Origin of the sequence: Rhodopirellula sp. MGV, from assembly GCF_002251265.1 — a bacterium.
In the GTDB taxonomy this organism is placed as follows: Bacteria; Planctomycetota; Planctomycetia; order Pirellulales; family Pirellulaceae; genus Stieleria; species Stieleria baltica_A.
Window position 1 is genome coordinate 25,607 of the sequence record NZ_NPDI01000040.1, and the last position, 22,726, is coordinate 48,332.

Below are 22,726 nucleotides of genomic sequence, written 5' to 3' on the forward strand. Positions count from 1 at the left end.
CGCCGTCTTTTCCAAGCGGCTCGTGCATTCAATCGCTACCGCTCAAGCGCTAAAACACCGGCCGTTGCTGCGACCGCCCTGCTGGTGTGTCACTTCCCCCTAAACGCGCCGCTTCTTCTGCAGTTCTTGCAGAATCAAATGCAATGTTTTGCAGATGCCACCCGGCCAATCGATGCACGGCCGACTAGAAGTTAATCGCCCCGAGTAGAACTTAATCGAATTTGGTACTCACTCTGGAGGAATGCGAAAAACACGGCGTTTTTGCCGATCTTGCGATTTAATGGTGCCGACAACTCGATGCATGCCGCAAAGGGAAGCTTACGGGACCGTAGAGGCCGACTCGCGTGGCGCATGCCCAGATCCACGTGGTGACTGGCCCAGAAATTCGCCTGTACGAATGTATTTGGCGCAACATTTGCGTTGTGACCTCAACACTGAGATTCTTCGGAGTGCAAAGCCGAGCTTAAGCGACGTGCAAGGACAGCAACGTCAGCGGATCCCAAGGGAAGGTGCTCGGCCCTGAACGGTCTTCAAAAAACTCTCCGATCATCCCACCGAATCACAACCTAAACGAATACATACTCCCACTCTGGATCCATCCCGCAAGCAGCGACACGATGAAAGCTTCACCCATTCCGATCCTATTGCTGATCAGCTCGGCCTTCTGCCTGCCCGCATGCACACGCCTGGAAGCGCAGCACGCCGAGGGACAGCACGAACACACGCACAAGATTGTTGTCACACGTCCCGAAGTAAAAGACGTGGTCAACACTCAGCAGTACGTCTGCCAGATTCACTCCTGCCGGCACATCGAAGTCCGAGCACTTGAAGGCGGTTATCTCGAGCAGATCACAATTCGCGAAGGCCAGTCGGTCAAGAAAGGCGACAACCTTTTCGACATCGTCCCGACATTGTACGAAGCTCGGCTAGACTCCGAAGTCGCCGAAGCACAGCTCGCCGAGATCGAGCTGAAGAACACCGAAAACCTGTTCAACCAAAACGTGGTTTCGAAACAGGAAGTCGCACTTGCCAAAGCGAAACTTGCCAAGGCACAAGCGAAAGTCGCGTTGGCCCGTGCGGAGCTGAACTTCACCGATGTGAAGGCACCCTTCGACGGAATCGTTGACCGCTTGCACGAACAACAGGGCAGCTTGGTTGAAGAAGGCGCGATCCTGACGACCTTGTCTGACAACAGCCTGATGTGGGTGTACTTCAACGTTCCTGAAGCTCGCTACCTGGAGTACATGGAAGAGCTCCGCCAACACCAAGAAGAATTGCAAGTCGAGTTGGTTTTGGCGAACGGACAAAAGTTCCCTTACCCCGGATCGATCGGGGCAATCGAAGCTGACTTCAATAACGAAACCGGAAACATTGCCTTCCGTGCTGACTTCCCCAACCCCAACGGACTGCTTCGTCACGGCCAAACCGGAACGATCTTGATCAGCCGGGTCGAGAAGAACGCCGTGGTGATCCCACAACGTGCGACCTACGAGATCTTGGCGAAGAAGTACGTTTATGTCGTCGAAGACTCCGATGGCAAGTCGCTGCACGCCGAACATGGCGAAGGCGAACACGCCGCCGAAGGTCATGGCGAATCACACGAAGCAGAAACGCATGCGACTGAACATGCTGTTGCCCATGAGGAAGCACACGGCGAGGCACACGAAGAGCACCACGGAACCGAACCTGCTGGAAAAGCACACGGGGCCGAGCATGTCGCTTCACACGAGAAAAAGCCTGGTCACTTCGGAATTGTTCACCAACGTGAAATCGAAATCCTGAATGAGAAGGAAGACATCTTCTTGATCAAGGGTGGCATCGGCGAGAACGACAAAATCATTCTCGAAGGCGTCCAACAGGTTCATGATGGCGAAGAGGTGGAGTTCGAATTCCGAAGCCCCGAAGACGTCCTAAGCAACCTTAAATACAAGGCTGAGTAGGGAGCGTTTTTAGATGTTTGCTAAGTTTCTACATCGCCCAGCGTTGGCGATTGTGATCTCGCTGCTCATCGTGTTTATGGGCGGCCTCGCGATCAACACGCTGCCGATTTCACAGTTTCCCACCGTCGCCCCACCTAGCGTTGTCGTTTCGATTTCGTTTCCGGGTGCGAGTGCAAAAGTACTCGTCGAATCGGTGATGGTGATTTTGGAACAGTCGATCAACGGCGTTCCAAACATGAGATATATGACGTCCGCGGCGACGAGTGCGGGCGAAGCGACGATTCAGGTCATTTTCGAACCCGGAACTGACCCCAACGTCGCCGTTCTGAACGTCAACAACCGTGTCCAAGCGGTGAAGAACAACCTTCCGCCCATCGTGGAACGCGAAGGTATTATCGTCATGCAGAACATGTCCAGCATGTTGATGTATGTGAACGTCTTCAGTAAGGACAAGAACGTTGACCAGAACTTCTTGTACAACTACGCCAACGTCAACATCCTGCCAGAGATCAAGCGGATCCAGGGGGTCGGCCGTGCCAACATTCTAGGCAACCGGGCGTACGCGATGCGCGTCGAGATGAACATGGAACGCTTGCGAGCGTACAACATGTCCGCCGAAGACGTGATGGAAGCTCTCGCCGAACAGAGCATGATCGGATCGCCCGGACGTCTCGGACAGGCGACCGGACGAACCTCGCAAACCATTGAGTACGTGTTGACATGGGTCGGGCGATACAACAAGCCCGAGCAGTATGAAAACATCATTCTGAAAGCGAACTCGGAGGGCGAGATTCTGCGGATCAAAGACGTCGCCAAAGTATCGCTTGGGTCGTCGTTCTATGACTTGTATTCCGACATCGATGGCGACCCTTCGGCGGCGATTGTCTTGAAGCAAACGCCGGGTTCGAATGCGGCGGTCGTGATCGAGAACGTGAAGGAAAAACTCGAGGAGATTAAAGAAGCGTCATTCCCACCGGGGATGGACTTCGAAATCAGCTATGACGTTTCGAACTTCCTGGATGCGTCAATCGAAAAGGTATTGCACACGCTGTTCGAAGCGTTCGTGCTTGTCGCACTTGTGGTTTACCTGTTCCTCGGTGACTTCCGTTCGACGTTGATCCCAACGCTCGCGGTGCCGGTGTCATTGATCGGGACGTTCTTCTTCATGCTGATTTTCGGCATGTCGATCAACCTGATCACGCTGTTCGCGTTGGTACTCGCGATCGGGGTCGTGGTCGACGACGCGATTGTCGTCGTCGAAGCGGTCCACGAAAAGATGCACGGCAAACACCTCTCGCCGTACGCGGCGACCAAAGAGGTCATGCACGAGATCAGCGGCGCTATTATCGCGATCACGATGGTGATGACCGCGGTGTTTATCCCCGTGACCTTTATCCCCGGACCGGTCGGCGTGTTCTATCGCCAATTCGGTTTAACGATGGCGATGTCGATCGTGCTCTCCGGCGTGGTCGCGTTGACTCTAACTCCCGTTCTGTGTGCGATGCTGCTGAAGCCACACGATCCGAACAAGAAACCCAGCATGAGTCCGCTGGCGATCTTCTTGCGTATCGTTGACCGCGGGATCGTCAAGCTGACTGGTGGTTACGGTTGGGTACTGAGCGGCTTGGTCACGCAGCGTCTGTTGTCGCTTGTCGTGATCGGGGTGTTCAGCTTTGGAATTTTGGTCGTCAACAAAGTCCTGCCCTCAGGCTTCATTCCACTGGAAGACCAAGGGATTATTTACGGGATTATCCAGACGCCACCAGGATCGACACTGGAATACACCAACGCGAAGTCACACGAGTTGCAAGCGATCTGCGAGGAACTCGACGAAGTAACGTCAGTGTCTTCGCTGGCCGGTTACGAAGTATTGACCGAAGGTCGGGGTTCGAATGCTGGTACTTGTATCATCAACTTGAAACCCTGGGCTGACCGCAAGCGGACGTCCAAAGAGATCATCGAGTTGCTCGAAGAACGAGGGCAAGAGATCGCCAACGTGAAGCTCGAATTCTATGAACCGCCAGCGGTTCCGGGCTTCGGTGCCGCGGGTGGTTTCTCGCTGAACTTGTTGGATAAGACAAACTCTGGCGATTACGAAAGGCTTGACGAAGTTACCACCAAGTTCATGTCCGCTCTGTCGGAGCGTAAGGAACTGAAGGGGTTATTCACATTCTTCAACAACAATTACCCTCAGTACGAAATTATCATCGACAACGATGTTGCGATGCAGAAAGGGGTGTCGATTGGAGATGCGATGAATAATTTATCCATCGTTGTGGGTAGTACCTGGGAACAGGGCTTCGTTCGATTCGGACAGTTTTACAAGGTATACGTCCAATCCGCTCCAGAATTTCGGCGGTATCCGACTGACCTCGATAACATGTTCGTGAAAAACGAGTCCGGTGAGATGGTCCCATACTCGGCCTTCATGAAGCTGGTCAAGCGACAGGGCATGAACGAGATCACTCGATACAACCTTTATCCGACCGCAGCCATCCAAGGCGCGCCGGCTGCTGGTTTCAGCACCGGTCAAGCCATCGAAGCGATCCAACAGGTCGCCGCGGAGACGCTGCCTCGTGGTTTTGATATCGGTTGGCAAGGTCTCTCCTACGACGAGGCACAAAAAGGAAACACCGCGACTTACATCTTCTTGATTGTGGTCATGTTCGTTTACCTCGTGTTGGTCGGACAGTACGAAAGCTTTCTGCTTCCGCTGGCAGTGATCATTTCACTGCCCATCGGATTGTTCGGATCTTTTGCCTTCCTCAACGCGATGGGGCTCTCCAATGACGTTTACGCTCAAATCGGACTCGTCATGCTGGTTGGCCTCTTGGGTAAGAACGCGATCTTGATCATCGAGTTCGCCGTCCAGCGGCGGCAAGAAGGGTTGTCCCTGAAGGACGCCGGTCTAGAGGGTGGCAAGTTGCGTTTCCGACCGATTCTAATGACATCATTTGCCTTTATTGTCGGTCTGATTCCGTTGGTCCGGGCAACCGGTCCCGGAGCAATCGGTAACCGTACCATTGGTACCACCGCGGTCGGTGGGATGCTGGTCGGTACTTTAATTGGGGTGCTGGTGATACCAGGACTTTACTACCTGTTCGGCAGGATGGCCGACGGGCGTCAACTAATCAGGGATGAACATGATGAACCGCTCAGCGAGCTCTTCGAAAGAGAAGGACACGCATAAAGACCGCGCCTGCTCTAAGCAACGAGCCTGCGCGGCCGCGATAGCCACCGGCTTTATGCTGGTGCTTCCGGCTTGTGGGATCCCGCAGGTCTGCTGTCCTCAACCAGGACCAGTCCTACCAGAATCCTTCAATGCCGTTACCAATTCGCCGAGCATGAACCCCGCGCCGAGTGCGGAGACCCTTCAACAGGTTTCCGCCTCGGACGAGGAAAGCGACGCGACCACATTCGCCAGCTTTATCGAAGCTGCCGATACGCAAGAACTCAGCGATGACTCGCCGACCACTTTGCAGCCCGCACAAGTGAATTCGGAAACGAGCCCCAGTGACTTGCCCAGCAATGGCGACGTGGCCGTCGGCGATAGCGCCGGTAACGTTACCGCAACAAATCCTTACGAGGAATTGTTGGAGTTTGAAGATGACGGCGTCACCGATTTCGATGACGAAGTGATCAACTGGGAGAACTCGGCGCGTATTTCGTGGTGGGAATTCTTTGACGATCCAAACCTGACTAGCCTGATCAACGAAGCCTTTACGGGGAACCAGGAACTGAAAATCCTGGCTCAAGAAATCCGTAAAGCTTGCTTGGAAGTCCAAGCTCGCCAGGGTGAATACCTTCCCTTTGTCACCGCCGGCCTTGGTGCTGGTCTGGAAAAATCGAGCCGCTTTACTCGCGAAGGTGCCGTCGAGGATCAGCTGACCGCTGCTCCTGGACGAGGCTTTCCCGAGCCGCTGCCCGATTTCTTGCTCGGTGCAAACGTCACATGGGAAATCGACATTTGGAAACGACTGCGCAATGCGAAAAACGCGGCCGCTTATCGCTACCTCGCGACTCGCGAAGGGCGAACCTTTGTCATGACCCGCTTGGTCGCGGAAGTTGCCGAAAACTACTACGAGCTGCTGGCTCTCGACAACCGCTTGCAAACGATCGACAAGACGATCGAGATTCAACAGCAGAGCAAAGAGTTCGCGCTCGCTAAGAAAGAAGCCGGTCGCGGTACCGAGCTGGCTGTCCAACGTTTCCAGGCGGACATCAGCAAGAACCAAAGCGAAAAGCTGATCATCCAGCAGGACATCATCGAAGTCGAGAACCGCGTCAACTTCTTGCTCGGTCGTTATCCACAACCGATCGCACGCCAAGCCGATGACTACATCAACTTGAGCATGCACAGCCTGAGCCTTGGCATCCCGTCCCAACTGCTTCGCAACCGCGCTGACATCCGTCAAGCGGAACGCGAACTTGCCGCAGCCGGATTGGACGTCAAGTCAGCACGTGCTCGCTTTTATCCCACCTTGGCACTCAACGCCGGCGTCGGCTATCAGGCCTTCAACACCAAGTACATTTTCAACAGCCCTGAATCGTTGATTTACAACGTGGCGGGCGACTTGGTGGCACCGTTGATCAACAAGAAAGCGATCCGGGCGGACTACCTCTCTGCAAACGCGACCCAGTTGCAGAAAGTGTACGACTACCAACGGACCGTCTTGAACGCTTTCACCGAAGTGATCAACTGGATGGCCAAGGTCGACAACTACGGCAAGAGTATCGAGATCAAAAAGCAACAGCTCGCGTCTCTCGAATCTTCCGTCGACAACGCCACGAAGCTCTTCCAAAACGCCCGCGCGGAATACATGGAAGTCCTCTTCGCACAGCGTGACTTGATGGAAGCCCGCCTGGTCTTGATCGAGACCAAGCAGCAACAACTTGCCGCCGTCGTCAATGCCTACCAAGCATTGGGTGGGGGCCAGTTCTAAGGCTGCGGCACTTAGAACCAACCGACTTTTCATCAGGACGAGGCTCCTGCCGTGCGGACGCTGTTCGCTCGGCAGAGGCCTCGTCTTTTTTCGTTTGCTGTCCGCTGCCTTATGCGTCCGCGTCCAACAAGGCCCGCGCCGAATCACACAACTCTTGTGCCAGCGTTGCGGTTTCCGCTTCTGCGATCAAACGCACGATCGGCTCGGTATTGCTGCCCCGCACCAACAGCCAACGGTCAGGCCAAGCGAGTCGCAAACCATCGCCATCGTCACAACTCGCTTCGGGATACTGTTGTTTCAACTTGCCAAACAATTCAGGTAGACCGTCGGCCGAGACGGACGCCTTGTCTTTGACGATCGCGAACTTAGGAATCTCGTCTGCCAGTTCCGCCAAGGTTTTCTTAGTCGATGTCATCAAATCCAAGATCTGTGCCATCCCGACAAAGCTGTCTCGCACATAGCCGACGCGCGGGTCGATCGGGCCGCCATTCCCTTCGCCACCATAGGTCGCCTTGTTCGCGATCATCATGTCCGCGACGTTGGCTTCGCCGACGGCCGAACGGAAGGATGCCGCACCGGCTTCCGCCGCAATTCGCTCACTCATCGAACTCGTTGCACCGTTGATGACGATCGGACCACGAGTTGCTTCACACGACATCGCACGGCGAACGCAGAGCGCGAGTGTGTATTCTTCGCCGACGTACTTTCCGTCCGCATCGATCAAGGCGAGACGGTCCGCATCAGGGTCCTGGCAGAATCCGACAGCGCACCCTGATTGACGGACGAGATCGGAAATCCCCGCCAAGTTTTCTTCTGTCGGTTCGGGCACATGCTCAAACTGGCCGTCCGGCGTTTCTCCGAATGTTACCACTTCACACCCCAGCGACGCCAACAATCGCCGGCCGAGTAAGGAACCGGCTCCGTGATTGCTGTCGAGCAGCACCTTATGCTTAGCCGCCCGAATCGCATCGACGTCAACTGTTGCCAATACCGCCTCGAGGTGAGCGGCGTGCGGATCATCGTGAACCGCCGCCGAACCGATCTTGTCGAAATCACACCACGCGGCAACATCTTCATGGTAAGCGTCACAAATCTTCGCCCCCGTGACAGCATCGAGGACACGACCGTCGCCACCGAACAACTTGATCCCGTTATATGGCGGCGGATTGTGGCTCGCAGAAATCTGCACCGCACCTGCGGCACCGCTCGTTTTCACCAACACACCGATTGTGGGAGTCGCCGCCACATCGGCATCGATCACATCCCGCCCACAGGCGCGTAGGGCCGCGACGATCGTGTCGCGTAGCATCGGCCCGCTACTGCGTCCGTCACGGCCGACGATGATTTTGCCGGCGGGCAGTTGGGCGGCAAATGCGGCAACAAATCGTGCGGCGACGACCGGCGTCAAGGTTTCGCCGATGATTCCGCGAAGTCCACTGACACTGATGATTAACTTGCTCATAGGTGACTCTGGCGATCCATCCGATGCGGGGAAAAGGGGCGTGCGCGGTGCAGGGATTCCGGCGGAAACTGCGTCGACGGCAAGAGCTGGAACAGTTAGCCGGTTTGGCTGCCCTCGTTGCAAAATCCGCGTGACACACAATAGAATCGCGTACCGATGTTCCTGGCAACCAGACCATTACTTTCTCCTGCGAACACAATCGTTTATGAACGCTACCGAGTCACTTGCTGCGGTAACCAAAGCCGCTGAAGACGGAAAGATCACCGCCACCGCCGTCGAAAATATTCGCTGCTGGTTAACCGAAGACCGCTATGCGGATTACCGTGACCAAGTGGCCGCCGAAATCGAAGCGGGGAACTGGAAGGCACTCGACGATGCCTTCTGGACCATAATTCCTTTCGGAACCGGCGGTCGACGCGGTCGGATGAACCCCATCGGATCCAACGCGATCAACGACCGTACGATCGGCGAAAGCGCCCAAGGACTGGCAGACTATGTCACCGAGTACCACAACGGCCAAAAAAGCCTGTCCTGCGTGATCGCTTACGACACACGGCACAAATCCCGTCACTTCGCGGAACTGTGTGCGGGAATCATGGCCGCTGCGGGTTTCAAAGTTTACTTCTTGGATGACTACCGCGCTACGCCGCAACTGTCCTTCGCCGTTCGCCACAAAAGCTGCGATTGCGGCATCATGGTCACCGCCAGCCACAACCCGCCGAGCGACAACGCGGTCAAGGTTTATTGGTCAAGCGGCGCACAAGTCCTGCCTCCGCACGACAAAGCGATCATCGATCGTGTGATGAACTGCCAGGAAATCAATCAGGTCCCATTCGAAGACGCGCTGCGTGACGGACGTGTCGAAATCGTCACTGCCGAAATCGACGCCGAATTCCTGAAAGTCACCAAAGCCCAAGCGTTCGCCGGATCACGCGACGTCAACATCCTGTACACCCCACTGCACGGCGTCGGCGCCGAAGCGGTGATCCCGTTGCTAAAAGCTGACGGATTCGGAAGTGTCGAAGTCTATGGCCCACACGAAGAAAAAAGCGGTGACTTCCCAAACGTTCCCGGGCATGTCTCCAATCCAGAAAACACGGCCGTTTTTGAAAAACCGATCGAATACGCGGCAGCCAACGGCTTTGACGTGATCCTGGCAACTGACCCTGACTGCGACCGCCTTGGCGTTGCCGCACCGCTCACGACGGACACCAGCGGCGAATGGGCGACATTCAACGGGAACCAAATCGGTGCGTTGCTGGCCAACTTCATCCTCGACAAACGCAAACATGCCGAAACGCTCTCCGAAGATCACTACATTGTCAAAACCCTTGTCACGACCGAACTGATTCGCAGCATCGCGACGTCTTACGGCGTGAAAACGGTTGGCGATTTGCTGGTCGGATTCAAGCATATTGCGGCCGCGATGGACGCCCATGGGCCCGACAAGTTCGTCTTCGGGACCGAGGAATCACACGGCTACTTGGTGGGGCAATATTGCCGCGACAAAGACGGTGCGGTCGCCTGCATGCTGCTCAGCGAACTTGCTGCCGATCTGAAACGACGTGGCATTTCGATGCACGAATACCTCGCATCACTTTACCGCGAACACGGCTACCACAAGGAATACCTGATCAACCTTGTGATGGAAGGCAGCGAGGGAATGGCCGCAATGCAACGCCTGATGCAAGCGTTCCGGGACAGCCCGCCGGAATCGCTGGCCGGACTCCGCGTCAGCCAAATCCGCGATTACCTTAACAGCACGAAAACCGATACCGCGACCGGCAAGTCCGAGCCTCTCGGCGACCCTGTCGGCAACTTGATCATCATGGATCTCGACCAAGACGGCAATTACGTCGCGGCTCGTCCCAGCGGAACCGAACCGAAGATCAAGCTGTATGTCTTCACCAAGCTTCCTAAAGATGAATCGCAAGACTTGGTCGAAGCGGAAGCCAAACTCGGCGAACGCCTCAAGTCACTCGAAGCCGACATGCGTGCGTTTGCCAAAGCCAACAGCTAAGCAAGCTCTGACCGCGAAAGACGCGGCGAATCCGATTCAATCGCTTTCGCCGCGTTAATGAAGGTCGCGATGCAGGCAGACTCTTTAAACCAACGAAAAAGCGGAGGGCAAAATTGTCCTCCGCTTTTTTATTTGTCTAGTCGTCAGGCACCGAATTCCGACCGGTGCCCCGACTTGATAAAGATCACTTCACTAGAGTGCTTCCGGACGAAAGCGGCTGAACGAAGACTCTTCATCAACCTTGTCATAGAAGCCTTCTTGGATGTCCGTTGCCTCGACGCTTGGCATCAAGGTTGCCATGATCCGCTGTCCTGGCTGCTGGAACATCGTGTGCAACTCGCTACTCGTCGGTTGCAGTCGCTCGCGTCGAACGACATAGAACACTCGCTCGGGAACATTCTTTGCAACCGCCGCTTTGCCGTCTTCGGTATTGAAGGCAGCTTCCATGAACTCGGGACCAACCGAATCGAGCTGTGGCACATTGCCGATCGTGTACTGACGGAACCCGACCATGTTGTACCAGCTGAACGGACCAACTTCTGCGTAGAAGTTGTCTTGGCGGTCTTCGGGGACCAAGTCAGCCAGTTTCTTGCCTTCGTTCACTTGCTTGGCAATCGCCTCTGCTTCTTGCTGGGCAAGCTTGCGAGCTTCTTGAACCCGGATGGCTTGAATGACTTCTTTTCGGATTTCATCCAATTCTGGGATGTAAGCTTCGGCTTCCTCGGTTTTCCACGTCAGGTAGTGCAGTTCGGCGCCCAAGTCGACGGTATCAACAGGACGGAACAAAGGCTGCTTAATGATTTGTTCGCCGTAACCGAACATCAGCAATCCGAATGGAATCGCTTGGCGGGTCAGGGCGGTGGACTCGTCAACCGACTCGCCGATTGGCTCATTTTGCAATGAAACGATCGTGTGAGGACCGATTTGGCGATGCTTCAAGCCCAACTCTTTTGCCAAAGCTTCCAAGTTTGGACGAACCGGCGGTTCGGCGTCGCCTTCGGCCAATGCACGTGCACTGAAGTACTGCTTCATCACCGCGCGAGCTTTCGCCAATGCGGCGTCGCGAGCTTCACGAGCAGGTGCCTCGACCATCGATTCGACAATCTGATCACGCACGTCTTCGAACGGTTGGTAGCGTGTTTCGTCAGCTGCCGCTTCCTCAGCTGCCGGTGCTTCGTCTGCCGGTGCTTCGTCTGCCGGTGCTTCGTCTGCCGGTGCTTCGTCTGCGGGTGCTTCGTCTGCGGGTGCTTCGTCTGCGGGTGCTTCGTCTGCAGGTGCCTCGTCTGCAACAGGAGCGTCCGCTTCGGCGGCTGTTTCGTCGGACGCGGGTTCTTGCAACGCGACCAATTGAACTGCACGTTCAACGGTGTTCGCTGACTGGTCTTCGGTCGCAGCTGCTTCGGCCGCAGCTTCTTCGGTTTCCGCAGCTGGCTCTTCGGCCTCGGTCGCTGCTGGCTGATCGTCCAGCTTCGAGGCTTCTTCGATTTCTTTGGTGAACGACTCGACTTGCTCCATACGACCATCAACGCCAGCGGCAAAGGTTTCGGCCGCGGTGGGGGCTTCTTCAGCCGGGGTCTCTTCGGCTGGCATTTCTTCTTCAGCGGCTTCCGCTGGCTCGGTCGCAGCGGGTTCAGTAGCCGCTGGCTCTGCCTCACCTTCGGTCATCGCTTCTTCGCTCGCAGCTTCTTCGGCAGATGGAGTTTCTTCCGTGGCGGGCATTTCAACGGTGGGCTCAACGATCACATCGGGAGGCAGCACGAACGCGCCGCCTTCTTTGCGTTTTTCGTATTCGGCACGAATTTCTTCGTCACTCAGCTTTGCGGCTTCGGCATCACGGAATGCCTGCAAGTCGGCGAGCAGGTACTCGAAACTCGCCGAATCGCGGCGTCGGAAACCGGGTTCGGGGGATTGGTCGCTGGGGTAACGCTCTTTGCCAGCTTCGTAGAGGGCAACGATGGTCGACTCGGACGGGTTTTCGTCGGTCTTGGAGATAAAGTCATTGACCAACACGCCGTAAGCTGCCACGGAAGCTTGCTGATTCAGCTTCAGGAAATTGTTCCAATGCTCCAGCGGCGATGCCACTGGCATCCCACCCATGCTGACCGATGCGTCAGCGGCCTGGAAATAAAGCTGTGCCAGCAGCTGTTTACGCAGCATATCCAGCAACTGGTACTCACCCATCTGGTTGTTTGTTTCTTGACGAAGCAGGGCATAGCGTTCGCGTTCGGTGACCAAACCGCTGGTGAAGCGATCCAGCCAACTGCGAATTGATGTATCGTCCAGCTCCAAGCCTTTTTGCTGGGCCAAGCTAGAAAACTGCAGCGTGCGGATGGACAGCTCTTCGCTGGGCGTCTGCTGGATGCCAACCGCCTGGACCTGCTGGCTCTGCGGATCAACGGTGAACAGAGTAGGTGTCCCGCCGCGGGCAACGGTCAGTTGCGCCAGCTTGCGCAGGTACTGGACCGTGGCGTAGTGATTCCGAGTGAACAATCCCACTCGACTGGCGGTCAGGGATACGCCATCGAATTCAGCGAGGACCGGATCGGTCATTCCGGGGCCGGAGCTGCGCATGTACTGGGAAACCGCCGGTAGCACGACGAAGGCAAACATCGCCAGCAGGATCAAGCCGGTCATCATGACCTTTTGATTGCGTCGAAACAGCTCCAGGGGATTCATAGCGCGAACTTTTTTGCAGTGAAGTGGAATCGGACCAGTCAGATTGAAGCGGAAAGCGTATCGCCGCCTGTTTTCAAGGGTCAAGCGGGAATTGGGCCAAACTCGCCCTTATCGGCATAGATCCACCGCTTTAGTAGTCGATTCAGCTTCACCAGTCGTAGACAGTTTGTGATACTTGCCGACTTTCCAAACTTTTTCCAAGTCGTGGGCCATAATTGCCGACGAACCGAAAAATCGCGTGTGTTTACGGAAATCACTCTCGCCGAATTTTGGCAGTCTAGCGAATCTTATTCGGATACAGTGGATTGACGAAGTCGCGTTTCTCTCGCTACCACTAAACCGACCGGTTCCGTTCTACCGTACCTGAGAAGAGCATCTTTTTAATGGCCAAGAGCAGCGGCAAGAGCCTGGTGATCGTCGAATCACCAGCCAAGGCACGAACGATTTCTAAATTCCTGGGCAGTAGTTACCAGGTGGAAGCCAGTATTGGACACGTTCGCGATCTGCCCGAAGGAAAGAAAGATGTCCCCGAGAAGTTCAAGGAAAAACCTTGGGCGTACTTGGGTGTCAACGTCGACGAGGGCTTCGAACCGCTCTACATCGTCCCGACGGACAAGAAAAAACAGGTCACCAAACTTCGTGCGGCTCTGAAAGACGCCGAAAACCTCTATCTCGCGACCGACGAAGACCGCGAAGGGGAAGCGATCAGCTGGCACCTGCACGAGCTGCTCAAACCCAAGGTCCCGGTCCACCGTTTGGTGTTCCATGAAATCACCAAAGAAGCGATCAGCGACGCTCTCGAGCACACCCGCCAGATCGATGCGGGCTTGGTCCGCGCCCAAGAAACACGGCGAATCATCGACCGCCTGTACGGCTACGACATGTCGCAGTTGCTGTGGCGCAAGGTCGGAAGCGGTACCTCCGCGGGCCGTGTGCAAAGCGTCGCTGTCCGCTTGATCGTCGAACGCGAACGCGAACGAATCGCCTTCGTCCGCGCGACCTACTGGGATATCGACGCTGTTTTCAAAACGGAATCCGGCGAATCGATGCCGGCGACCCTGACGCGGTACCAAAATCAACGCGTCCCCAGCGGAAAAGACTTCGACAGCGCGACCGGCAAACCAACTCGCGACGACCTGCTGCTGCTCAGCGAGCAACAGACCAACGAGCTGGCCGAAAAACTGCGTTCGACCGCGTTCTCGGTTACCAAGGTCGAAGTCAAACCGTTTTCCGAGCGGCCGCGAGCTCCCTTTACCACCAGTACGCTGCAACAGGAAGCCAACCGCAAGCTGGGCTTCGGTGCCAAACGCACCATGACGGCGGCCCAAAAGCTGTACGAAAACGGTTACATCACCTACATGCGTACCGACAGTACGATTTTGAGCAAGGAAGCGATCTCCGCCGCTCGATCGTTGGTCCGCAGCGAATACGGTGAGAATTACTTGCACCCAGACGTCCGCGTCTACAAAGGCAAAGTCAAAAACGCCCAGGAAGCTCACGAAGCGATTCGCCCCGCAGGTACTTCGTTCCGTCTGCCCGAATCGGTCCGCAGCAATCTCGATAACGACCAATTCCGCCTTTACGACCTGATTTGGAAACGGACTGTCGCGTGCCAAATGGCCGACGCCAAGAAGCAACGCATCAGCGTCGTCGTCGAAGGCGGTGAAGCGGCATTTACCGCAACCGGAACAAGCATCCTGTTCGAAGGTTTCTTGCGAGCCTACGTCGAAGGCAGCGACAACCCAGAAGCCGAACTGGCCGACAAAGAACGATTGCTACCAAACGTTCAAGAAAACGATTCGCTGGATCCCAAAACGATGGATCCGAAGAGTCACACGACGCAGCCCCCGGCGCGTTTCACCGAAGCATCGCTGACACGAACGCTCGAAGAAAAAGGCATCGGCCGCCCCAGTACGTTTGCGTCGATCATCGGCACCATCACCGACGAACGCCGGAACTACATCTACAAAAAAGGCAATGCCCTTGTCCCCAGCTGGCGTGCGTTCAGCGTCACCCGGCTGATGGAAGAACACTTCGGGACTCTGGTGGATTACCAATTCACCGCTGACATGGAAGACTTCCTGGACTCGATCAGCCGCAACGAAGGCGGCTCGGAAGAGTACCTCCGCCGGTTTTACTTCGGTGACGCCGAAGACGTGGCGACCCTGGACGATCCCAACATGGTCGACCACAACGTCGCGTTGAAACCGCGTCTGGAGAAAAAACTCGAAGAGATCGATCCGCGTAAAACGGCTCGTTTTCTGGTTGGAGTTCCTACCGAAGGCGAGTTCCGCGAAGAAGTCTTCGTCCGCGTCGGCAAGTACGGTCCGTTCCTGGAGCAGGGCGAACGCAAGGCCCCGATTCCTGACGGCATGCCACCGGACGAGCTGGACTTGGCCAAGGCACTCGAACTGCTCGAAGCCGGTCAGATCGAAGACGAGCCGCTGGGAAATCACCCCGAAACCGGCAAACCGATCTACGTCAAAATCGGCCGCTTCGGCCCCTACATCCAACTGGGCGAACCCGACGACCCGGAAAAGAAAAACCAGTCGCTGCTGAAGGGCATGACGGCGGAAGACATCACCCTGGAAACCGCCTGCAAGCTGCTGGAATTGCCTCGAAACCTTGGTAACTTCCCGGACAACGACCAACCGATCGAAGCTTTCGACGGTCGCTATGGCCCCTACGTCAAATGCGAAAAGGAAACACGGTCGCTGCCCGACGGTGTCTCGCCGCTGGAAGTCACGCTCGAAGAAGCGATCAAGCTGCTCCGAGAACCGAAACGCCGTGGACGTGCGGCACCGAAAGAACCGCTGAAGGTCTTCGAAAACAAGTCGCCAGTAACCGAAGGCGAGGTCAAGGTCCTTGACGGACGCTATGGCCCCTATGTGACCGACGGCGACACCAACGCGTCGCTTCCCAAGGGAACCGAACCGAAGGACCTGACCTTCGAATCCGCCCTCGATTTGCTAGCCGAGCGGGCCGCCAAAGGGGGATCGAAGAAGAAAAAGAAGAAGGCGACCAAGAAGAAAGCCACGAAAAAGAAAGCTGCCAAGAAAAAGGCATCGAAGAAAAAAGGCGTAAAGAAGAAAACCACCAAAAAGAAAGCGACGAAGAAAAAAGCCACCAAGAAGAAGGCTTGATCGTCAGATACCGAGTTCCGTCGGGACGCGAAAATGACTAAACTTCGCGGCCCGAACATCAATACATCAATAAAACCCTGCTTTTGGAGCCATCCTATGCCAAGTGGCATTGAACGCCGCCGTGAGATCCGTCGCCTGCGAACCCGCCGTAAGAAAGTTGCCAAATTGTTGGCCCGCGCCAAAACTGGCTCGATGGAAAAAGGCGAAGTCGCACGCAAGCTTCGCGCTCTGACTCCCGGTGCGGACGTCATCATCGAACGCGAAGGCCTCAACGCCTAGTTCCGATTGCAGCTTCTCGCTTGATCAGACCGCAGGCCCACGATCGGGCCGCCATCGTCGCGTCAAGCAAGCTTGACCGCGTTCAATCGAGCATCCGGTCGGTTAGATCCGTGGATCCGACCGACCGGATTTTTTTATGCACTGCTTGATACACCGCTTGATGCATTGCCGGACGATTTCGTCCCCGACCAGGCCGCTCCCCACCACGTGCCCTGCGCGGCACATGCACCCAACCTTCCCAGCCAAAAAATTCTGTTTGGTTTGGCTGAACCTTCGCTAGGCAACAGGCGTAACTGTCGCCTAACGTCTGAGTCTCATTCCACAACATAGAACGACCATGTCAGAGAACGATCAGCGGCGACCCATGATCGAAGCCGACGGACTGAGCAAGTTCTACGGCCCGTTTGCCGCCGCTCGCGAAGTCAAGTTTTCCGTGATGCAGGGCGAACTCGTTGCGTTTCTCGGTCCCAACGGTGCTGGGAAAAGCACGACGATGAAAATGTTGACCGGCTACATCGCCCCCAGTGAAGGGGAAGCGAGAATCGCCGGTCACAACATGATGCACAAGCGAATCGAAGGCAGCCGGCACCTCGGTTACCTGCCCGAAAGCGGCCCGCTGTACATGGAAATGACGCCCTCGGGCATGCTTGATTTCTTCGCCGAAGCACGCGGCCTGACCGGCGCACGCAAACGCGATCGAATCGACGCGGTTGTCGATATCTGCGACCTGTCGTCGGTGATTTACAAGCCGATCAGCAAGCTGTCGAAAGGTTTCAAGCAACGGGTCGGGATGAGCCAAGCGCTCTTGCACGACCCTGACGTTCTGATTCTGGACGAACCGACCGCCGGGTTGGACCCCAACCAAATTCGCGGCGTCCGGAAAACGATGCGGAAGCTTGCCGAGACCAAAACGATTCTGTTGTCAACGCACATCCTTCAAGAAGTCGAAGCGATGGCGAACCGCGTTGTCATGATCAATGAAGGTCGACTGGTCTACAACGGCGATGTCGAAGGCTTGCGGGTCCGTGGCGACAACGATTTGGACGAAGCGTTCTATCGGCTCACGCACAGCCCCGACCATGCGGCTGCCGAATCGACCTGATCAACGTCTTACATCGTGCGAAAGGCTGACCGTGCCCCGCGTGATCGGTCGCTTTGAACAACATCCAACGAACTCCCCCACATCTCTCTGCTCGATTCGACATGAACGACAGTCTTTTTGCGTTGCTGAACCTTGTCATCATGGACGCCATTTTTATGTGCGTCGTGCTGGCCATCTTCGGGCTGCTGGCCGGTACCAAACGGGCCGCGTTTGCGGTGATGAAGCGGAACTTTGTCGGCTATTTCAGCAACCCGACCGGATACGTGTTTCTATGCATCTTCGTGTTCCTGACCTCGGTTGCCGCGTTTTGGCCCTACGAGTTCTTTAATCAGAACCTCGCCACACTCGATCAGCTGAACTACTGGTACCCGTTGATCATGCTGGTTTTCATCCCGGCGATCACGATGAGTATCTGGGCAGAAGAAAAACGTGCGGGCACCGATGAGTTGCTGCTGACACTGCCGGCCGACGACTTTGACATCGTCATCGGTAAATACATGGCCGCCGCGGCAATCTTCACCGCGTCGCTGCTATTTAGCCAACTGAGCACCTTCGTCACGCTGACGATTTTGACCGAAGGCAGCTTGGACACGGGACTGATCTTCAGCACTTACCTCGGGTACTGGTTCGTCGGAATCACGATGATCGCGATCGGCATGGTCGCGTCGTTCCTGACAGGGAACTTGACGGTCGGCTTTATCCTGGGTGCTTTGTTTAACGCGCCACTCGCGTTTGCGTCGCTTGCCAATTCGGTTGTTCCCGAGAAAGAAATCTTCGGCTTTAACCTCGCCGAGTTGGTTCAAGCGAGCGGGATCGCGAGGCCGTTTGATGACTTTGGCCGTGGTGTTGTCAGTGCCTCATCGATCAGCTACTTCATTCTGGTCACTGTCGTCGCGCTTTATGCCTGTATGGTGCTAATCGGTCGCCGTCACTGGACTGGCGGCAAGGACGGCAACACGATGGCGTACCACTATCTCGCGCGAATCATCGCATTGGTCGTGATCACCACGAGCGCCGTTTCATTGTTCCGGCATCGTGATCCCAAACGTTTCGATATGACCGAGGGCAGAGTCAGCTCTTTGGCGCCCGCGACCAGCAAACTGATCAGCACGCTGGAAACAGACCGCCCGATCAAAATCGATGCGTTTATCAGCAAAGACATCCCCGAGATGTACGCCCGGACGCGGTACGAACTGATCAACTTGCTGAAAGAGTTCCGCAGCGAAGCGGCCGCAAGTGGCCGTACCATCGAAGTCAACTTGCACGACGGGATCGACCTCTTCAGCGAAGATGCCGCCTTGGCGTCGGAGCGTTTCGGTATCGAACCGGTGACCCGAATGGTTCGCGAACAAGGTTCGTTCCAACAGAAACGATTGATTATGGGTGCCGCTTTCCGAGCGGGCCTGGAAAAAGTCGTCGTGCCGATTTTTGAATACGGCATTCCCGTTGAATACGAACTGGTACGCTCAATCAACACCGTCGCACGCGGCGAACGCAAACGTCTTGGCGTCGTCCGCACCGATGCCCAATTGATGGGCGGCGTGTCGATGGCGGGAATGCAGATGCGACGGATCGAAAAGCACCCGCTGATCGACGAGTTGAGCAAACAATACGAGGTTGAAGAAATCAATCTCGATGCTCCGGTCGATCCTGAAGTCTTCGACGCGATCTTGTGTGTTCAACCGTCGTCGCTCGCACCTCCACAATTTGAACGCCTGATCGAAGCCGTCCAAGCGGGAGTACCGACCGCGATTTTCGAAGACCCATTCCCATATGCACGCCCAGAAATCACGGCGACGGGTGACCCCAAACAATCCGGCGGCGGAATGTTTGGCGGAGGCGGACAACAGCCCAAAGGCGATATCCGTGCTCTGTGGAAGGTGCTCGAGTTGCAAAGCAAAGGCCAACCCGGCGTGCCTTATTTCAACTGCGACATCGTTTGGCAGGACTACAATCCCTATCCAAACCTGGAAATGAACGTGGACCCGTTCTGGGCTTTCATCGACGAAAGCGCCCCTGGGATCGATGCCGGACAAGCACTCAGCTCGGAGAGCCCAATCACCGATGGATTGCGTCAAGTCTTGGCGTTGTACGCCGGGTCGGTCGCGCCAATTGAAAATGCGACGCTGAAACACACTCCACTGCTAAGCACCGGTGCTGTCAGCGGAACGTTAAACGTCACGAAGCTGACCCAGTTGATGCGGACCGGAATGGACGGACTCGCCAACGCCATTGACGGTGCCGATCCGAACCAAGTTCTGGCAATCACAATCGAAGGCGAAAGCGATCAGCCCACGAAGGCCGAAACCGACGCGGATCCCGCTGATGCGCCCGAAGACAGCCCCAAGCCGAAAGCATCCGGCATCAAAGCAGCTTACGTTGCCGACACCGATTTGATGTTGGACGTGTTCTTGCAGATCCGGGCCGATCCAAACACCGCCACCGAGCTGCGTTTCCAATTCCAGAACGTCACGTTCCTGCTGAACATCATTGACTGGTTGACCAACGAAACCGACTTCATTGAAGTCCGAAAGCACGAACCGCACTTCGCAAGCTTGACGATGATCGATGCGGAAAAAGAAGTCGCCAGCAGCGAGGTTCGCAAGAAACGCAAAGAGTACCAAGACGAATCGAAAGCCGCCGTCCGTGAAGCCGAAGAGGCGATGGACCGCGAGCTAAAAGATCTTCAGGAAGAACTTCGTGAGTTGGAAAAGAAGAGCGAGAGTGGCAATATCCCGCAGTCGGTGATGAATGCCAAAGCGATCGAGTTTCAAACCATCCAAAGCCAGTTGCAACGTGCCTTGGACGTCAAACGTGCGAAGGCCGAACGCCAGGCCGAGCAAAACATTGCTCGCATCCAGCGTGAATCCGACCAAAAGGTCACCGCGATTCAGAACCAAGTCAAAGCTTACGCCGTCGCACTTCCGTGCATCCCGCCACTGGTCGTGGGCGTTTGCGTGTTCGCTTCACGTCGTCTTCGCGAACGTGAAAACATCAGCAAAGCTCGACTGAAATAGTCCATCGGAAATGAAATCCCGGCAGCAGTCATTGCACCTGCCGCCGCGGAAGAAACAAGCTGACACACCTCGACTCGCTTGCGTCCTCCTTCACGGCTCGGCAAGCAATCGATCGAAGAACAACCTCGAAATACAACGTTTCAATCAAGAGAATTGACGGTGAACGAAACCAAGAAAACTGGGATCTTCTGGGGCATCGCCCTGGCGGTCGCGTTGATCGCCGCTGTCATCGTTTGGCCACAAAACGACGATGAAAGCGAAGACGGATACGGCAACTTGATTAGCCAATTGCTGTTCCCCGAGTTCAAGGACGCGCTGGCCGCATCCAGCTTGAAAATCGTTACCTTCAACGAGACCCTGGGCGAACTGAAGAACTTTGAAGTTCGCAAGGACTCTGAATCGGGTATCTGGACGATCCCGTCAAAGGGCGGCTATCCCGCCGACGCAGTCGAACAGATGAAGGACGCGGCGAACGCTTTGGTCGGACTGAAGATTCTTGACGTTCCCACCGACAACCCTGAAGACCATTCGGGAATGGGTGTCGTCGAGCCAAAAATCGAAACACTCGACGTTGGTGACGAAGGCGTCGGGCGGTTGGTCTCGTTCAAAGACAAGTCCCAAAAAGAACTCGCGTCACTGATCATCGGCAACCCCGTCAAAGGCCAAGAGGGACAGCTCTACGTTCGTAAGCCCGGTCAAGATCCAGTCTATGTCGTTAGCTTGAACGACCAACCGATGACCACCAAGTTCGAAGACTGGATCGAAGAAGACTTGCTGCAAATGAGCAGCATCGACGTCGAAAATGTCGAGATCAAAGACTACAGCGCGACCCTGGGAATTCAGGGTGTTACCCTGTCGCGAAACTACAAAGTCGATCTCGAAAAAGATGGCACCAACTGGAACCTTGTTTCACTAAAGGAATACGACAAGGACAACCCTCGTGCCGAGCCAACCGAAGTTGAAATCGATCCCGATCAAACGCTGAACTCCCAAAAGCTGAACGATCTGGCAAACGCACTCGACGATCTCAAATTCGTCGACGTTAAACGAAAGCCCGAAGGCGTTAGCGCGAACTTGAAAGCCGACAAAGACTTCTCATCAGACCAAGAATCCGCTCGGCAACTCGCCGCACGTGGTTTCATTCCTGTCCCGATGGGCGAAAACCAAGAAATCGAAATTCTCTCCGCCAACGGCGAGATGACTGCGACGACCAAAGACGGTGTTCAGTACATCTTGCGATTCGGCAACATCAGCGGCACCACCGAAAAATCGGAAGAGGATGACGAAGAAGAATCCGACGAAACCGCCGGTGGCGTGAACCGATTCTTGATGGTCAGCACCATCGTCGACGAATCAAAATTCCCACCGCCAGACCTGAAATCGATCCCGCAAACGATCGAAGAACTCGATGCGTTAGACGCTGCCGAAGAAGCAGCAGCTGCAGCCGCGGCAGCCCCACCGGAGCTGAATCAGAACACTCCTGAAACCTCGGAAACGCCCGAGATGACGGAAGAGGCGACAACCGAAGACTCTTCAGAAGATGCCTCAGAAGCCGACATGCAAGAGACAGCAAGTTCGGAAGCCGACGCCGCTGAAACCGAAACCGCTGAGGAAGTGACGGACGGCGAAGCCGCGGAAGCCCCAGAATCGGAAACGGAACCAACCGGCGAAACCGGTGAAGTCGAAGCGAGTGGCGAAGGCGAAGCGACAACCGTCGGCGAAGGCCAAGAGCCAGCTGCCCAAGAGGAATCGTCCGATGACGAATCTTCCGATGCAGTTACCGAAGACACCCCGGCCGATGAGCCCACACCCCAGCCGGTCGCCGAAACCGAAGGTGAAAAACTGGAACGACTTGCCGCGATCCAAGAAAAGATCACAAAGGAAAACGAGCGAAAGATTGAAGATCGCAAAGAGCAACTTCAACAAGCAGAGCTGCTAAGCAAATCGCTCAACGAACGCTTTGCCGACTGGTATTACGTGATCCCCGAAGAAACGTATTCGAAGCTTCACATCAGCCGCGACGAACTGTTCGAAAGCGAAGACACTCCCGCCGCACCAGCCTTCAACCCCGCCGCTCCTCCGGGACTCCAAGGCTTGCCGGGATTTGGTAGCGGCTTCGGAAACTAAATCGGCAACCAATGACA

The 22,726-nt window shown here is 55.7% G+C and carries 11 protein-coding genes; 9 read left to right on the plus strand and 2 right to left on the minus strand.

Translation table 11 applies throughout. From position 1 onward, the window contains the following. The first annotated feature begins 617 nt into the window (after window positions 1-617). The 3 genes from CGZ80_RS14215 to CGZ80_RS14225 all read left to right on the plus strand — a co-directional run bounded on the left by CGZ80_RS14215 (window position 618) and on the right by CGZ80_RS14225 (window position 6,883). Window positions 618-1,940, plus strand: coding sequence for an efflux RND transporter periplasmic adaptor subunit (locus CGZ80_RS14215; protein WP_094415506.1), 1,323 nt, complete (start codon window positions 618-620; stop codon window positions 1,938-1,940). 13 nt (window positions 1,941-1,953) lie between these two features. Then, a complete protein-coding gene (locus tag CGZ80_RS14220) occupies window positions 1,954-5,130 on the plus strand; it encodes an efflux RND transporter permease subunit (RefSeq protein WP_094415508.1) in 3,177 nt (1,058 codons plus the stop codon). A 154-nt stretch (window positions 5,131-5,284) separates the two neighbouring features. Next, window positions 5,285-6,883, plus strand: coding sequence for a TolC family protein (locus CGZ80_RS14225; RefSeq protein ID WP_233148425.1), 1,599 nt, complete (start codon window positions 5,285-5,287; stop codon window positions 6,881-6,883). 109 nt (window positions 6,884-6,992) lie between these two features. Here the strand turns inward: CGZ80_RS14225 and glmM are convergent, their stop codons facing one another. After that, complete coding sequence (gene glmM, locus CGZ80_RS14230) at window positions 6,993-8,345, minus strand: phosphoglucosamine mutase (RefSeq protein WP_094415510.1); 1,353 nt, start codon at window positions 8,343-8,345, stop codon at window positions 6,993-6,995. A gap of 205 nt (window positions 8,346-8,550) precedes the next feature. Between glmM and CGZ80_RS14235 the strand changes: the two genes are divergently transcribed. After that, a complete protein-coding gene (locus CGZ80_RS14235) occupies window positions 8,551-10,365 on the plus strand; it encodes a phospho-sugar mutase (protein WP_094415512.1) in 1,815 nt (604 codons plus the stop codon). 192 nt (window positions 10,366-10,557) lie between these two features. On the opposite strand, the gene CGZ80_RS27620 is transcribed toward CGZ80_RS14235, so the two are convergent. Continuing rightward, window positions 10,558-13,041, minus strand: coding sequence for a hypothetical protein (locus CGZ80_RS27620; RefSeq protein WP_143543924.1), 2,484 nt, complete (start codon window positions 13,039-13,041; stop codon window positions 10,558-10,560). 383 nt (window positions 13,042-13,424) lie between these two features. Here CGZ80_RS27620 and topA point away from each other — a divergent pair, with 383 nt between their 5' ends. The 5 genes from topA (at window position 13,425) to CGZ80_RS14265 (ending at window position 22,709) form a co-directional block, all read left to right on the plus strand. Continuing rightward, window positions 13,425-16,184, plus strand: a complete 2,760-nt coding sequence (gene topA, locus CGZ80_RS14245) for a type I DNA topoisomerase (RefSeq protein WP_094415514.1) — start codon at window positions 13,425-13,427, stop codon at window positions 16,182-16,184. A 96-nt stretch (window positions 16,185-16,280) separates the two neighbouring features. Next, window positions 16,281-16,463, plus strand: coding sequence for a DUF6800 family protein (locus CGZ80_RS14250; protein ID WP_094415516.1), 183 nt, complete (start codon window positions 16,281-16,283; stop codon window positions 16,461-16,463). Window positions 16,464-16,800: 337 nt separating this feature from the next. Continuing rightward, entirely contained in the window at window positions 16,801-17,565 is a 765-nt protein-coding gene (locus CGZ80_RS14255) for an ABC transporter ATP-binding protein (RefSeq protein ID WP_094415518.1), read from the plus strand. Window positions 17,566-17,666: 101 nt separating this feature from the next. After that, complete coding sequence (locus CGZ80_RS14260; protein ID WP_094415521.1) at window positions 17,667-20,582, plus strand: Gldg family protein; 2,916 nt, start codon at window positions 17,667-17,669, stop codon at window positions 20,580-20,582. A gap of 159 nt (window positions 20,583-20,741) precedes the next feature. Then, window positions 20,742-22,709 carry a DUF4340 domain-containing protein gene (locus CGZ80_RS14265; RefSeq protein WP_094415636.1) on the plus strand — a complete coding sequence of 656 codons (1,968 nt, stop codon included), beginning with the start codon at window positions 20,742-20,744 and terminating at the stop codon, window positions 22,707-22,709. Window positions 22,710-22,726: the final 17 nt, after the last annotated feature.